10 protein-coding genes and 1 pseudogene are annotated in these 14,667 nt (G+C 64.3%); 6 read left to right on the top strand and 5 right to left on the bottom strand.

Annotation, left to right across the window (positions count from 1 at the left end; all coding sequences use genetic code 11):
- Nucleotides 1–35: 35 nt before the first annotated feature.
- Nucleotides 36–347 (bottom strand): ATP-dependent Clp protease adapter ClpS, encoded by a 312-nt coding sequence (gene clpS / locus AC1DWA_RS29560; protein WP_029255695.1) that lies wholly within the window; start codon nt 345–347, stop codon nt 36–38.
- A 121-nt stretch (nt 348–468) separates the two neighbouring features.
- Here clpS and AC1DWA_RS29555 point away from each other — a divergent pair, with 121 nt between their 5' ends.
- From AC1DWA_RS29555 to AC1DWA_RS29545, 3 genes are read left to right on the top strand one after another with little or no spacing between them, the layout of a single operon-like run.
- On the top strand, nt 469–1,809 hold the full coding sequence (locus AC1DWA_RS29555; RefSeq protein WP_192804686.1) for a nicotinate phosphoribosyltransferase: 1,341 nt from the start codon (nt 469–471) through the stop codon (nt 1,807–1,809).
- The gene (locus AC1DWA_RS29550) at nt 1,806–2,453 is read left to right on the top strand and encodes an isochorismatase family protein (RefSeq protein WP_019749154.1); all 648 of its coding nucleotides are present in this window, start codon (nt 1,806–1,808) and stop codon (nt 2,451–2,453) included. Before AC1DWA_RS29555 ends, AC1DWA_RS29550 begins: the two co-directional genes overlap by 4 nt.
- A 9-nt stretch (nt 2,454–2,462) precedes the next feature.
- Complete coding sequence (locus AC1DWA_RS29545) at nt 2,463–4,511, top strand: ATP-dependent DNA helicase (protein WP_019749155.1); 2,049 nt, start codon at nt 2,463–2,465, stop codon at nt 4,509–4,511.
- 68 nt (nt 4,512–4,579) lie between these two features.
- Here AC1DWA_RS29545 and glgP read toward each other — a convergent pair whose 3' ends face one another.
- Entirely contained in the window at nt 4,580–7,180 is a 2,601-nt protein-coding gene (gene glgP / locus AC1DWA_RS29540) for an alpha-glucan family phosphorylase (RefSeq protein ID WP_477847537.1), read from the bottom strand.
- A 177-nt stretch (nt 7,181–7,357) separates the two neighbouring features.
- Between glgP and AC1DWA_RS29535 the strand changes: the two genes are divergently transcribed.
- The 3 genes from AC1DWA_RS29535 to AC1DWA_RS29525 are packed head-to-tail and all read left to right on the top strand — an operon-like array spanning nt 7,358 to nt 13,031.
- Entirely contained in the window at nt 7,358–9,382 is a 2,025-nt protein-coding gene (locus AC1DWA_RS29535) for an alpha-1,4-glucan--maltose-1-phosphate maltosyltransferase (protein ID WP_020970040.1), read from the top strand.
- Entirely contained in the window at nt 9,382–11,583 is a 2,202-nt protein-coding gene (glgB, locus tag AC1DWA_RS29530; protein ID WP_477847534.1) for a 1,4-alpha-glucan branching protein GlgB, read from the top strand. Before AC1DWA_RS29535 ends, glgB begins: the two co-directional genes overlap by 1 nt.
- Nucleotides 11,583–13,031 (top strand): neutral zinc metallopeptidase, encoded by a 1,449-nt coding sequence (locus tag AC1DWA_RS29525; RefSeq protein ID WP_020908281.1) that lies wholly within the window; start codon nt 11,583–11,585, stop codon nt 13,029–13,031. The genes glgB and AC1DWA_RS29525 overlap by 1 nt, the downstream gene beginning before the upstream one ends.
- Nucleotides 13,032–13,049: 18 nt before the next feature.
- On the opposite strand, the gene AC1DWA_RS29520 is transcribed toward AC1DWA_RS29525, so the two are convergent.
- From AC1DWA_RS29520 to AC1DWA_RS29510, 3 genes and pseudogenes are all read right to left on the bottom strand, one after another.
- The gene (locus AC1DWA_RS29520) at nt 13,050–13,946 is read right to left on the bottom strand and encodes a tetratricopeptide repeat protein (RefSeq protein WP_041815045.1); all 897 of its coding nucleotides are present in this window, start codon (nt 13,944–13,946) and stop codon (nt 13,050–13,052) included.
- A 105-nt stretch (nt 13,947–14,051) separates the two neighbouring features.
- On the bottom strand, nt 14,052–14,414 hold the full coding sequence (locus AC1DWA_RS29515; RefSeq protein ID WP_020908283.1) for a DUF3817 domain-containing protein: 363 nt from the start codon (nt 14,412–14,414) through the stop codon (nt 14,052–14,054).
- Nucleotides 14,415–14,514: 100 nt separating this feature from the next.
- A pseudogene (locus AC1DWA_RS29510) lies at nt 14,515–14,667 on the bottom strand (acetyl-CoA C-acyltransferase); the annotation flags it as partial.

Genomic DNA, 14,667 nt, shown 5'->3' with positions numbered 1-14,667 from the left:
AATCGGTCGAAAAAGTGCTTTTCTCAGGGCTTTTCTCAGGTGTCGTCGCGTTGCATCGTGGCCCATAGACCGGCAGCGTGGAGGCGACGAACATCGGCCTCCATCTTGTCGCGCGAACCGCTCGAGACCACGGCCTTGCCCTCCGAATGGACCTGCATCATCAGGTCGGTGGCCTTGGCTTTGCTGTAACCGAACAACTTCTGGAACACGTAAGTCACGTAATGCATGAGATTGACCGGGTCGTCCCAGACGATGGTCACCCAGGGCCGATCTGCGGCTTCGATGGTCGCAACAGCCTCCGACTGCTCGGGCGTGGCTTGAGGAGAGGAAGCCGTAGCGCCTCTCATCGTTACGTTCGCCGAGTAAGTGCCGGACACGGTCGCGCCGCCGAAAACCATGTATCCAGGGTACGGCGCGACGAGAGGCGACAACACCCACCCACGTCGTCTCGCGCATAGAGTTGTGTGCGTGCCTACGCAAATTTCCGACATCCGCGACGCCGGTGCCAGCACCGCACTGCTCACCGATCAGTACGAACTGACCATGCTCTCGGCGGCTCTCGCCGACGGATCTGCCTTCCGCAACTGCAGTTTCGAGGTATTCGCACGGCGGCTGCCAGACGGTCGTCGCTACGGCGTCGTCGCCGGTACCGAACGCCTTCTCGACGCACTCGAGCAGTTCCGGTTCGGTGAACCGGAACTGGCGATCGTTGCGAAATTCCTCGACGACACGACCGTCGAGTGGCTGCGCAACTATCGATTCTCCGGTGACATCGACGGCTACCGCGAGGGCGACTTCTACTTCCCCGGCTCACCGATCCTCTCGGTCCGCGGAACGTTCGCCGAGTGCGTCATCCTCGAAACCTTGATTCTCTCGATCCTCAACCACGACAGCGCGATCGCTTCGGCCGCAGCCCGCATGGTGAGCGCAGCGGGCGGTCGACGGATGATCGAGATGGGCTCGCGCCGTACACACGAACAGGCCGCCGTCGCCGCTTCACGTGCCGCGTATCTCGCCGGCTTCGACGCCACCTCCAACCTCGAAGCCGCGCGGCGTCACGACGTACCCAGCGCAGGTACCAGTGCGCACGCCTTCACACTCCTGCACACCACCGAAGACGGTCCGGACGAGGCGGCCGCATTCCGCGGTCAGGTCGCGGCACTCGGCGTATCCACCACGTTGCTCGTCGATACCTACGACATCACCGAGGGTGTGAAAACGGCTGTCGCCGTTGCCGGTCCCGAGCTGGGTGGGGTTCGCATCGACTCCGGCGATCTCGGCGTTCTTGCTCGTCAGGTACGCCAACAACTCGACGATCTCGGTGCTACCAAGACACGCATCGTCGTCTCAGGCGACCTGGACGAGTACGCGATCGCGGCTCTGCGCGCCGAACCCGTCGACTCGTACGGCGTGGGTACTTCACTGGTCACCGGATCGGGCGCGCCCACCGCAGGCATGGTTTACAAGCTGGTCGAGGTCGACGGAATCGCGGTCGAGAAGAGAAGCACCAACAAGGCATCTCGCGGCGGCGCCAAGAAGGCACTGCGCGTGGTTCGCCCGACCGGAACGATCGTCGAAGAAGTCATATACCCTGCCGGCTCGCCCGCTCCGGTTTCCGAGGCGGACGGCGCGACCGAACTGCTGATCTCGTTGGTTCGCGAAGGCAAGGTCGTCGAGAGCGCACCGACGCTCGAAGAGAGCCGCGCAGTTCTGAAGGCCGGGCTCGTGAGCCTGCCGTGGGAAGGACTCAAGCTCTCGCGCGGAGACTCGGCTGTACCCGTTCGATTCTCCGGAGGTGAGCACCAGTGAGTGCTAAAGCACTGATCGTCGTCGACGTTCAGAACGATTTCTGTGAAGGTGGCGCTCTCGCGGTCGACGGCGGTGCTGCGGTTGCGGCGGCCGTAAACGATTTCGTCAACTCCCATGAGTACGACGCCGTAGTCGCGACTCGCGATTTCCACATCGATCCTGGGGCGCATTTCTCCGAGACCCCAGACTTCGTCGACAGTTGGCCGATTCACTGCGTCGTCGGGACGGCCGGCGCCGAGTTCCATCCGGCGTTCGACGCTTCCGTCGCCGGTTCGGCGATCTTCTCCAAGGGCGCCTACAGCGCGGCCTATTCCGGTTTCGAAGGAGCAGCCGAGGACGGCACGACGCTCGAGGACTGGCTCCGCGCCCACAAGATCACCGACGTCGACGTGATCGGCATTGCCACAGATCACTGCGTCAAGGCCACGGCCATCGACGCGGCGCGCGCGGGATTCGCCACGACGGTCCTTCTCCCCTTCACCGCAGGTGTGTCGACTGCCACGATCGAGTCGGCATTGGTACAGATGCAGGAGGCGGGAGTGCAGCTGATCGGGCGAGACGAGGCGTCGTCGGATGAAGACTCGAATGCCGGGGAACTACCCCGGGAATCATCCGTGGACGTTTCTGACGTAGGGATCCATTAACCTTCGTGGGTGGCCGATCAACTCCCGAACGTTCCCGAACTGCTCCAGACAGCGGTGCGGTCGCTCGGCGGTGCCGAACGAACCAGTCAGCTGACGATGGCGTCGGCCGTGGCGCACTCGATCGACACGGGCGAGCATCTGGCCGTCCAGGCCGGCACCGGTACCGGTAAGTCACTCGCCTACCTCGTTCCGAGCCTGCGCCATGCGGTCGAGTCTGGGCGCACTGTGGTCGTGTCCACCGCCACCATCGCGCTTCAGCGCCAGCTCGTCGATCGAGATCTGCCACGGCTGGCCGATGCACTGAAGAAGCCACTCGGCCGGCGCGCCGAGTTCGCAATCCTCAAGGGCCGCAACAACTACCTGTGCATGAACAAGATCCACACCGGCGCGTCCGAACAGCCGCCCGAGGACGAGTTGTTCGATCCGTTCACGGTCTCGCGTCTGGGCCGGGAGGTCGTCCGCCTCACCGAATGGTCCTCCGACACCGAAACCGGTGATCGTGACGAATTGGTGCCGGGCGTATCCGATCAGGCGTGGCGGCAGGTTAGCGTCACCTCCCGCGAGTGCATCGGAAAGAACCAGTGCCCGGTCGGTGAGGACTGCTTCGCCGAGCGCGCCCGCGTCGAGGCGTCGAAGGCCGACGTCGTCGTCACCAACCACGCACTGCTCGCTATCGACGCCATCACCGGCATCCAGATCCTCCCTGACCATGACGTCGTGGTGATCGACGAAGCCCACGAATTGGTCGACCGCGTCACCGGTGTTGCCACGGCCGATCTCACAGCTTCGTCGATCAGTGCCGCGGCCAGGCGTTGCGGCAAGATCGCCGAAGAGCAGGACGCCGACCGACTCGAAGCTGCCGGCGAGGGTTGGGCGGGACTCCTCGAGGAATTGCGTCCAGGTCGATGGGAAGGCCTCCCGGACGGTGCGGCGCCCGCACTGGCCGCGATACGCGACGCGGCCTGGTCGCTGCGCACCGCGATCGGTCCGGCCAAACCGGGCATGGCAGCCGCAGACCCCGAAGCCGCTGCAGCCCGCAACGCTGCGCTCTCGTCCGTCGACGACGTCCACGACAGTGCCGTGCGTATTCTCACCGCTTTCGACGAACCAGACCCGGCCAAGCGCAAGGACGTCGTCTGGCTGTCCTCGGACGAGTTCCGCGGATCGGTGCGGCGCTCCGTCCGGATGGCTCCGCTCTCCGTCGGCGGATTGCTGCGCTCGCGACTGTTCGCAGAATCCACCGTCGTTCTCACTTCCGCGACGCTGACCGTCGGCGGATCGTTCGACGGTCTCGCCGTCAACTGGGGCCTTCCTGCGGAATCGTCGGTGCGACCCGACTCGGGTACCGCCATCGGCACCGAAGCACCTTCTGACGCTTCGGCTTTCCGCTGGAACTCACTCGACGTCGGGTCGCCCTTCGACCATGCCAAGGCCGGCATCATCTACATTGCCCGCCACCTGCCCACGCCCGGCCGAGACGGCCTCTCCCCGGTCTATCTCGACGAGATCGCCGAACTTGTCGAGGCCGCCGGCGGACGCACCCTCGGCTTGTTCTCCTCGATGCGCGCCGCCAAAGCCGCGTCGGAGGCGATGCGCGAACGCCTCGACACCCCGATCCTGTGCCAGGGCGACGACGCCACCGGCACCCTCGTCAAGGCCTTCGCCAAGGACGAACCCACGTCACTGTTCGGCACGTTGTCCCTGTGGCAGGGCGTCGATGTCCCTGGCCCATCGCTGAGCCTCGTCATCTTGGACCGGATTCCGTTCCCGCGCCCGGACGACCCACTGTTGATGGCTCGCCAACAAGCCATCGAATCCCATGGCGGTAACGGCTTTCTCAGCGTCTCGGCCAATCACGCGGCGCTGCTCCTGGCACAGGGCGTGGGTCGCCTGCTTCGCAGCACCGACGACAAGGGCGTGGTGGCCGTGCTCGATCCGCGTCTGGCCACGGCGAGATACGCGGGTTACCTTCGCGCATCGCTGCCGCCCTTCTGGGAGACGACCAACCCCGAAGTCGTCCGCAAGGCGCTCACCCGCATCCGCGACTCACGTCCCTGAGCCAGTTCTCACGCGGACACAATTCTGCCCCGGTACCGACCGAACGGACCGGGGCAGAATGCAATACGTCAGACGCTCGGAGTGGTCACCAACCCGAGTTCGGACGCATCGACCAACAACCGGTGATGCGGCAGCACCCGCACGGTGTATCCCACGGAACCGGAGACCGGAAGCGCGACCTCGGCTTCGAAGATCTCGGTTCCGTCCTCGGCGCCGAAGTGTGTCATCGGGAACGTCACAACGTCGGTGAGTTCCTCGCCCGGGCTGACGCGTCCCAGGACTGCCTGGACCTGGACATCCGAGACCGACAAGCCGCCGAGGCGGACCTTGGCCTTCAACGAGATGGTCGCACCGATCTCCGGAGTGTCCGGCAGTCCGGAACCGTCAACCTGCTCGACGGCGACCGACGGCCACTGCGATTCGATGCGACGACGGAACTCGGCCACCTCACGCGCGCCGGCAAAATCGTCCGCCACTACCGCTCGAGCTGATTCCGCCGAAGGGGCGTAGTAGTCGACGGCGTAGTCACGAACCATGCGTGATGCCAACACCTTCGGGCCCAGATTCTCGAGAGTGTGTCGAACCCTCTCGACCCAGCGCGTCGGCAGATCGGCTGCATCACGGTCGTAGAACGTCGGCAGTACCGCGTGCTCGAGAAGTTCGTAGAGCGCGCTGGCTTCCAGATCGTCACGCCGCACGTCGTCGAGAACACCGTCGGCCGTCGGAATGGCCCACCCGTTCTCGCCGTCGTACATCTCGTCCCACCATCCGTCGCGAATGGAGAGGTTGAGTCCACCGTTGAGCGCGGACTTCATGCCGGAAGTGCCGCACGCCTCGAGTGGGCGAAGTGGGTTGTTGAGCCACACGTCGCAGCCCCAGTAGAGGTAGCGGGCCATCGACATGTCGTAGTCGGGCAGGAAGACGATGCGGTGACGCACATCCGCTTCGTCGGCGAACCGTACGACCTGCTGGATGAGTGCCTTGCCGCCGTCGTCGGCGGGGTGCGACTTACCGGCCACCACCAACTGCACCGGACGCTTCTCGTCGAGCAACATCGCACGCAGACGCTCGGGATCACGCAGCATCAGCGTCAACCGCTTGTACGTAGGCACGCGCCTGGCGAATCCGACAGTCAAGACGTTGGGATCGAAAACTCCAGTGGTCCAGCCGAGTTCAGCTTCGGTCGCGCCGCGTTCGAGCCACGACGCTCGGACGCGACGACGGACTTCGTCGACCAACTTGCCGCGCAACGCATTACGTGTCTCCCACAGTTCGGTGGCCGACAACTCGTGTAGGCGCTCCCAACCTCGCGCTTCTTCGAGTTGCTCCTGCCCCACGATCCGCCTGGCCACGTCCATCCACTCCGGCGCAGCCCACGTCGGAGCGTGGACACCGTTGGTGACCGATCCGATCGGCACCTCGTCGGCGTCGAATCCCGGCCAGAGTCCGTTGAACATGTCGCGACTGACGATGCCGTGCAACTTCGAGACGCCATTGGCTCGCTGGCCCAGGCGAAGACCCATGTGCGCCATGTTGAAGATCGACGTATCGGATTCGCGCCCCATCCCGACGATGCGGTCGACGGTCAGTCCGGGAAGCAAACTCGATTCGTTCTCGCCGTTCGCTCCGCCGAAGTAGTGACGGACCAGATCCGCCGGGAAGCGGTCGATTCCGGCGGGAACCGGAGTATGCGTCGTGAAGACCGTTCCGGCGCGGACCGCGGCCAGAGCCGAATCGAAGTCCAGACCGCTGGTGGTCACAAGTTCCCGAATCCGTTCGATGCCGAGGAATCCGGCATGCCCCTCGTTCATGTGGAAAACCTCGGGATCGGGCAATCCGTACGCCGCGGTGTAGGCACGCACCGCCCGGACGCCGCCGATACCTGCGAGGATCTCCTGCTTGATGCGGTGATCCTGGTCCCCACCGTAGAGACGGTCAGTGACGCCGCGCAGATCCGCGTCGTTCTCGGCGATGTCGGAATCGAGCAGCAGCAACGGCACTCGTCCGACCTGAGCGATCCACACTCGCGCACGCAGCACTCGGCCACCGGGCATGGCGACGTGAATGACGACCGGTGATCCGTCGTCGGACGCCGGACCTGCGTCCGTCAGCAAACGAAGAGGCAACCCTTGAGGATCGTGCGGCGGGTAGTGCTCGGCCTGCCAACCGTCGGCGGTCAGCGACTGGCGGAAGTAGCCGGATCGGTAGAGCAGTCCGACGCCGATGAGCGGCAGCCCGAGGTCGGACGCGGCCTTGAGGTGATCGCCCGCGAGGATGCCCAATCCGCCGGAGTAGTTGGGCAGAACCTCGCTGACTCCGAACTCCATGGAGAAGTACGCAATTCCGCCGGCCAACGATGTGCCCTTGGCCTGCTGGGACTGATACCAGCGGCGCGTGCTCAGATAGGCATCGAGATCGGCTGCTGCAGTGTCGAGGTCACCGAGAAATGCCTCGTCACTGCTGAGTTGGTCGAGACGGGTGGGGTTGACTTCCCCGAGCATGCGGACCGGATCGAACTGGACTGCTTGCCAGAGTTCGGGGTCGAGTCGCGAGAACAGATCCTGTGTCTCGGGATGCCACGACCACCGAAGGTTGGTGGACAGGGGGCCGAGCGCGGCGAGGCGCTCCGGAATGTGGGCTCGGACAGTGAACCGACGCAAGGCTTTCACCCCGCGAACCCTAGTCGAGTTCCTTGCACTCTGTCCGGTGGAACCGAACGCCCGAGCCGACCTGACCACCGACAGACCCGAATTCGTCGTTATCAGCACTCCAGCGTCGCACCCACTACGGTTGAACCCGGCGAAAGAAAGTTTTACCGCGATCCATCATCAGAAATGGAGCTTCCCGTGTCAGGACGCCTCGGTATCGACGACGTGGTACCCGAGATCTCGGGTAACTATCCGGCAAAGGCCGTGGTCGGTGAAGTCTTCCCGGTGCACGCCACCGTGTGGCGAGAAGGCCACGACGCCATTTCCGCCACTCTGGTCGTGCGTGGTCCGCGCGGTACCAAGCCGCTGCGCATTCCGATGGATCCCGGGACCGAACCGGACACCGTCGACGCGGTGTTCACGCCGTCCGCCGAAGGTATGTGGTCGTTCCGGATCGAGGCGTGGAGCGATCCCATTGCCACCTGGAAGCACGCCGTGGAAGCAAAGCTCGCCGTCGGGCAAGGGGCGGCCGAGTTGGCCAACGACCTGGAAATCGGTGCGCGCCTGTTCGAAAAGGCCGCGCACGAAGTGCCGCGGGGCAACAGGTCCAGGCTCGAGGCCGTCACGGCGTCGCTGCGCAGCGATCAGGCGCTGACTGCTCGCGTCGCTCCGGCCTTCGCCTCCGACGTCGCCGAACTGCTCCGCGCTACTCCACTTCGCGAACTGGTCACCAAGGGCGAGTCCCACCCCGTCGTCGTCGATCGCAGCCGTGCGCTGTTCGGCTCCTGGTACGAGTTCTTCCCCCGTTCGACCGGTGGATGGGACGAGAACGGAGTACCGCAGCACGGCACGTTCCGCACTTCGGCCGAAGACCTGCCCCGCATCGCCGCAATGGGTTTCGACGTCGTCTACCTTCCGCCGATCCATCCCATCGGCGAGATCAACCGCAAGGGTCGCAACAACACCCTCACCCCCGAACCCGGCGACGTTGGTTCGCCGTGGGCGATCGGCTCTGCCGACGGCGGGCACGACGCTGTTCACCCCCAACTCGGCACGCTCAAGGACTTCAAGGCCTTCGTCGCTGCGGCCCGCAAGCTGGATCTCGAAGTGGCACTGGATCTCGCGCTGCAGTGCGCCCCGGATCATCCATGGGCTCAGAAGCATCCGGAGTGGTTCAACGTCCTTCCCGACGGCACCATCGCCTACGCCGAGAACCCGCCCAAGAAGTATCAGGACATTTACCCGATCAACTTCGACACCGATCCTCGCGGTCTGGACAAGGAAATCCTGCGCGTGGTCCGCCACTGGATCAACGCCGGAGTCAAGATCTTTCGTGTCGACAACCCGCACACCAAGCCGCCCAACTTCTGGGAGACACTCATCTCGGAAGTCAAGAAAACCGACCCCGACGTCTTGTTCCTCGCCGAGGCTTTCACTCGTCCGGCGCGCATGTACGGCCTTGCCCGGCGCGGGTTCACGCAGTCGTACACGTACTTCACCTGGCGAGTTGCGAAGTGGGAGCTCACCGAATTCGGTAACGAGCTGGCGGCAAAGGCCGACGAAGCCCGACCGAACCTTTTCGTGAACACACCGGACATCCTGCACGAGTCCCTCCAGCACGGTGGGCCCGGAATGTTTGCACTGCGAGCAGCTCTCGCCGCCACCCTGGCGCCGACGTGGGGCGTCTACTCCGGTTACGAACTCTACGAACACCAAGCCGTTCGCCCCGGCAGCGAGGAATACCTCGACTCCGAGAAATACGAACTTCGGCCGCGCCGTTTCGCCGAAGCGGCAGCGCGAGGCGAATCTCTCGAGCCGTGGATCACCGCTCTCAACCGCATCCGGCGTGCACACCCGGCCCTGCAGCAGTTGCGGAACCTGCACTTTCACCACATCGACAACGACGCGTTGATCGCCTACTCGAAGTTCGACGCCTCGACCGGTGACGCCGTCCTGACGGTGATCAACCTCAACCCGTTCGCGGCAGAAGAGGGCACCGTCTGGTTGGACATGCCGGCGCTCGGCCGCGAATGGCACGACCACATGACCGTGCTCGACGAGGTTACCGGTGAGCAGTTCAATTGGGGCCAGGCCAATTTCGTCCGCCTCGAGCCCTGGCGTTCGGTGGCGCACATCCTCGCGCTCCCACCCGTTCCGTATCCGGCCCGGATCTCTCTGGCCTACCAAGCTCGCAATGCGCACCGCGCAGGTGGAGGCAAGTGATGCCAACCGAAAAGTCCCCTTCGGGTATCGCGCCGGACAATCAAGATCTGGAACTGTTGGCGCGCGGTGAACATCACGATCCGCACAGTGTTCTCGGCGCCCATCCCCACGCCGACGGCACCGTTCTGCGAGCGTTGCGTCCCAACGCCGAGTCCGTCAGCGCCGTCATCGGCGGCAAAACCTTTCCTCTCGAACATGTTTCGAACGGGATCTTCGCGGCTCTGGTCCCCTACCCCGACCTGATCGACTATCGCTATTCCGTGACGTACCCGGGTGGCCACACGGTTCTCGCAGCCGACCCTTACCGATTCCTGCCGACTCTCGGTGAACTCGACCTTCACCTGTTCGGCGAAGGTCGGCACGAACGACTGTGGGACATCCTCGGCGCACATCCGCGTTCGTACGAGACACCGGACGGACCCGTCGACGGCACCTCGTTCGCCGTCTGGGCTCCGGCCGCCCGCGGCGTGACCGTCGTCGGCGACTTCGACGGGTGGAGTGGGCAATTCGCCCCCATGCGAGTCCTCGGCTCCACCGGGGTCTGGGAACTCTTCCTGCCCGACATCGCAGTCGGTTCGCTGTACAAGTTCCGGGTCCACGGCCACGACGGCTCGGTTCGCGACAAGGCCGATCCCATGGCATTCGGTACCGAGGTACCGCCGGCGACGGCGTCGCGAGTGACCACCAGTTCGCACGAATGGAACGACGCGGCCTGGCTGGAAACCCGCGCTGGTGTCGACCCTTCGCAGTCCCCGATGAGCGTGTACGAGGTGCACCTCGGATCGTGGCGTCCGGGACTCGACTACCGGCAGATGGCCGAGCAACTCGCCGTCTACGTCACCGAAACCGGATTCACCCACGTCGAACTGCTGCCCGTCTCCGAGCATCCGTTCGGTGGATCGTGGGGGTACCAGGTCACCTCGTACTACGCACCGACCTCCCGCTTCGGCACCCCGGATGACTTCCGCTGGTTCGTCGACCACCTGCACGCAGCAGGGATAGGCGTCATCGTCGACTGGGTTCCTGCACACTTCCCCAAAGACGAATGGGCGCTTGCCCGTTTCGACGGAACGCCGTTGTACGAGCACGCCGATCCGCGTCGCGGCGAGCAGTTGGACTGGGGCACATACGTATTCGACTTCGGTCGCCGCGAGGTCCGAAACTTCCTCGTCGCCAACGCGCTCTTCTGGCTCGAGGAGTTCCACATCGACGGACTGCGCGTCGACGCCGTCGCATCGATGCTGTACCTGGACTACTCACGTCCGGAAGGTGGATGGACTCCCAACATTCACGGTGGCCGCGAGAATCTCGAAGCCGTTGCGTTCCTGCAGGAGATGAACGCCACCGTCCACAAGAACCACCGAGGAGTCGTCACCGTCGCCGAGGAGTCGACGGCGTGGCCCGGAGTCACTCGGGCGACCAATGTCGGTGGCCTCGGGTTCAACATGAAATGGAACATGGGGTGGATGCACGACACCCTCGGATTCCTCGGTCACGACCCGGTGCACCGGACTTACCACCATCACGAGATCACTTTCTCGCTGATGTACGCGTGGAGTGAGAACTACCTGCTACCGATCAGCCATGACGAAGTGGTGCACGGCAAGGGAACTCTGTGGACCCGGATGCCCGGCAACGACTTCGCCAAGGCGTCCGGCCTGCGCTCACTGCTTGCGTACATGTGGGCGCATCCGGGCAAGCAACTGCTGTTCATGGGACAGGAGTTCGGTCAGAGCGCGGAATGGTCCGAAGAACGCGGCCTCGACTGGTGGCAACTCGACGATCAGTACACCGGCACTCTCCACCGCGGCGTCCAGCGACTGGTCGGAGATCTCAACTCCGCGTACCGACGCCATCCGGCGATGTGGACCCTCGACACCTCCCCCGGCGGATACTCCTGGATCGACGCCAACGACACCGAGAACAACGTCCTCAGTTTTCTGCGTTACGGTACTGACGGTTCGATTGTCGCCTGCCTGTTCAACTTTTCGGGCAGTGAGCACTCGAGCTACCGCGTCGGGCTACCAGAGCCCGGCCGATGGGTGGAAATTCTCAACACCGATGCCGAGGTGTATGGCGGCTCCGGAGTCGGGAACCTCGGAGCGGTCACGGCAACGTCGCGTTCGTGGCACGGTCGGCCAGCCTCCGCACAGGTGGCGCTGCCAGCTGCTGGAGCGATTTGGATAAGTCTGGAGCGTTGATGGTCGGCCGGCGAGTAGTCATTGTCACGTCGTCACTGTTCGCAGTGGCCGCACTGCTCGCCGGTTGTGCAAGCGGAACGAACGGGCACGCCGTCTCGATCTATCACGATCCGTTCCGCGTCGCCGGACTCGACGCAACAGCAGGCCCCAGCGGATTGCGCCCGGGAGCCCCCAATGCCGACCGAGCAATCACCGGTACCGACGGCGGGGAYATCGACGCCCTGGCGGCCAACGCCATCACCGACATCGAAACTTACTGGGCCACCGAGTACCCGGCTCTGTTCGACAAGCCCTTCGAACCGGTCGACGAGCTGATCTCGTGGGACCCCACCGAATCGAACGGCCCGGACTTCTGCGAAGAGACCACCGAAGAACTCATCAACGCCGGGTACTGCAGCATCGATCACACCATCGGTTGGGATCGCGAACTGCTACTGCCCGAGGTACGCGAGAAGTTCGGCGAAGTGGCCGTCGCCTTCATCTTCGCGCACGAGTACGGCCACGCCGTACAACGCAAAGCCGGGATCGTCGGCGGCAAACGAGATGCGGCCCTGGTGCGAGAACAACAAGCCGACTGTTTCGGTGGTGCCTTCTTGCGGCACGTCGCCGAGGACAAGGCCGCACACTTCACGATGAACACCTCCGACGGCCTCAACAAGGTGTTGGCCTCGGCCGTCGCCATCCGCGACGAAGACCCTAATGATCCTGAGAGCCACCATGGTTCGGCGTTCGAGCGCGTCACCGCCACTCAGATCGGCTTCACCGACGGCGCCGGCGCCTGCGCGAAGATGGACGCCGACGAAATCGAGTCACGACGCGCAGACCTCCCGCAGCAATTCGCCGAAGGCAACGACTCCGGAGAACTGCCCGTCACCGAGGCAACGCTCGACGAGTTCGTAAAGACATTCCAAGCGATCTTCGATCTACCCGAGCCGCCGAAGGTCGTGTTCACCGGCGCAGACACCGGGTGCAGCGACGCCGTTGCGACAGAGCCCGTCTCGTACTGCCCGTCGACGAACACCATCGGAATCAGCGTCGACGACCTGGCCGAGCGCGGCACGCCGGGTCGCGTCGGACGGCGCGAGTTGATCCAGACCAACATCACCGGTGACTACAACGCCTACGTCCTGCTCGCGTCGCGGTACACCCTCGCGATGCAGAAGGAGAACGGCCAATCGCTCGACACTCCGCAAACTGCCTTGCGCGCCGCCTGCCTGTCCGGCGTCATCACCGCAGCGCTCAGTCCCACCAACGCTGCGGCGTCCGGAGCTCAAGTCACACTCTCCCCCGGCGACCTCGACGAAGCCGTATCGGGGCTGCTGACTGACGGCCTCGCCGCCAGTGACGTCAACGGTGAGACGGTGCCGAGCGGGTTTGCACGCGTAGACGCGTTCCGGACCGGCGTACTGGGTGGCCGGGAAGTGTGCGACAGCCGCTACACGGAGTAGCGGCTGCCGGTCCACACGTCAGTAGAGAGCAGAAGCCAACTTACGTCGGGCCGCGATGACGATTGGTTCTGCCGGGTCGAACAGTTCGAACAGTTCGAGCAGGCGCGTCCGCGCTGCGGCCTTGTCGTCGCCGGCAGTTCGCGATACCACCGAGATCAAGCGCGCGAACGCCGCCTCGGGTTGCTGGGCGAACATTTCCAGGTCGGCCGCAGCGAACTGCAGTTCGAGATTGGACGGATCAGCATCCGCGGCCGCGATCGACTCGGGATCGACGCCCTGAACCCGGGCCATGAACTTCACCTGGCGGACAGCGCTCTTGGCCTCCGCATTGTTGGGTTCGGCGTCGAGAATCATCTGGTACGCAGCGATGGCGGCGTCGAGATCGCCCTCGTCCAGCGCGGTTTCAGCGGCCACGAAGCGAGGATCCTCGACCTCCTCCACCGGTTCGTCCCCGTCGGACACCGGCCCACTCAACTTGCCCTCGACAGCTTGGAGCACTGCGTCGAACCACTGACTGAGCTGCGCCTCTGGCTGAGCACCCTGAAAATCGGCCAACGGCTGACCAGCCGCGACGGCAACAACCGTCGGCACCGACTGGACACCGAATGCCTGCGCGATGCGAGGACTCACGTCGACGTCGACGTTGGCAAGAATCCACTTGCCGCCGGCGCGCGCCGCCAATGATTCGAGAACTTCGGTGAACACGACCGAGGGCTCGTATGCGCGGCCACCGATGTTGACGATGACCGGCACCTGGCTCGACTTCAGCAGGACTTCGCTTTCGAAGTTCTCCTCGGTCACCTCGATCACTGCCCCGGAGACAGCAGAAACGGCCCCGTCGCCGCTGGTGTTACGCGGCGGTGGTGGGGCCGTGGCCCGCTCTTTGAAGGCGGACAAGTCGACTGCGCCGCTCATGGCGGCAGCAACTGCGGACGAACGCGCGGGGGGCCTGGAACCTGGTCGAGTCACGACTCCCAGTTTGTCACGAGTTGCGCGAAGCTACGTAGAGGGATGCAGCACTCAGACGAGCGCCGCGTTGCCCTTGGACGCCTCGAACTCCGTGGACAGCTCGCCGAGCTTGCCGTTTCGCACTGCCCAGCGTTCGAATATGACGGTGCCGAACGGGGGAACGCTCGAGATCAGCGCAAGGATCGTGGTCTTGATGTCCCACTTGAGCGACCACGCAGTCAGCAGAGCAACAACGATGAACACCAGGAAGCCCGCGGTGCCGTGGACCATTCCGGGGATGCGAATCGCTTCTTCGTGTCCGAGGACCCACTTGAAGAACATGGCAACCAGCAAGGCCGCCCAGGTCACAGCTTCCCACCACGCCACCAGACGGAAGCGTTTCGCGGGAGTGGATACGTCAAAGATGTTCGCCATGAGGCCATTGTGCCCGAACAACTACGACGCCCCGTAGTTGTGTGAGCAAAACCACGGGGCGTCGCAGAGCGAGAGCGCTCGTTCAGGTGTATTTAGACACTCAAGCCTTGGGGACGCGGATGATGAGTGCGTCGCCTTGTCCGCCGCCGCCGCAGAGTGCGGCTGCGCCGATGCCGCCGCCGCGGCGTTGCAGTTCGAGGGCGAGGTGCAGGGCGATGCGGGCGCCGGACATGCCGAGGGGGTGTCCGACGGC

Source organism: Rhodococcus sp. P4_F3_2, from assembly GCF_056401335.1.
This window is presented reverse-complemented; position numbering and strand designations above follow the sequence as displayed.

Coding starts and splice junctions, on each gene's coding strand:
- AC1DWA_RS29515 (WP_020908283.1), bottom strand. CDS start 14,414: ATGGCGAACATCTTTGACGTATCCACTCCCGCGAAACGCTTCCGTCTG.
- glgB (WP_477847534.1), top strand. CDS start 9,382: ATGCCAACCGAAAAGTCCCCTTCGGGTATCGCGCCGGACAATCAAGAT.
- AC1DWA_RS29520 (WP_041815045.1), bottom strand. CDS start 13,946: ATGAGCGGCGCAGTCGACTTGTCCGCCTTCAAAGAGCGGGCCACGGCC.
- clpS (WP_029255695.1), bottom strand. CDS start 347: ATGAGAGGCGCTACGGCTTCCTCTCCTCAAGCCACGCCCGAGCAGTCG.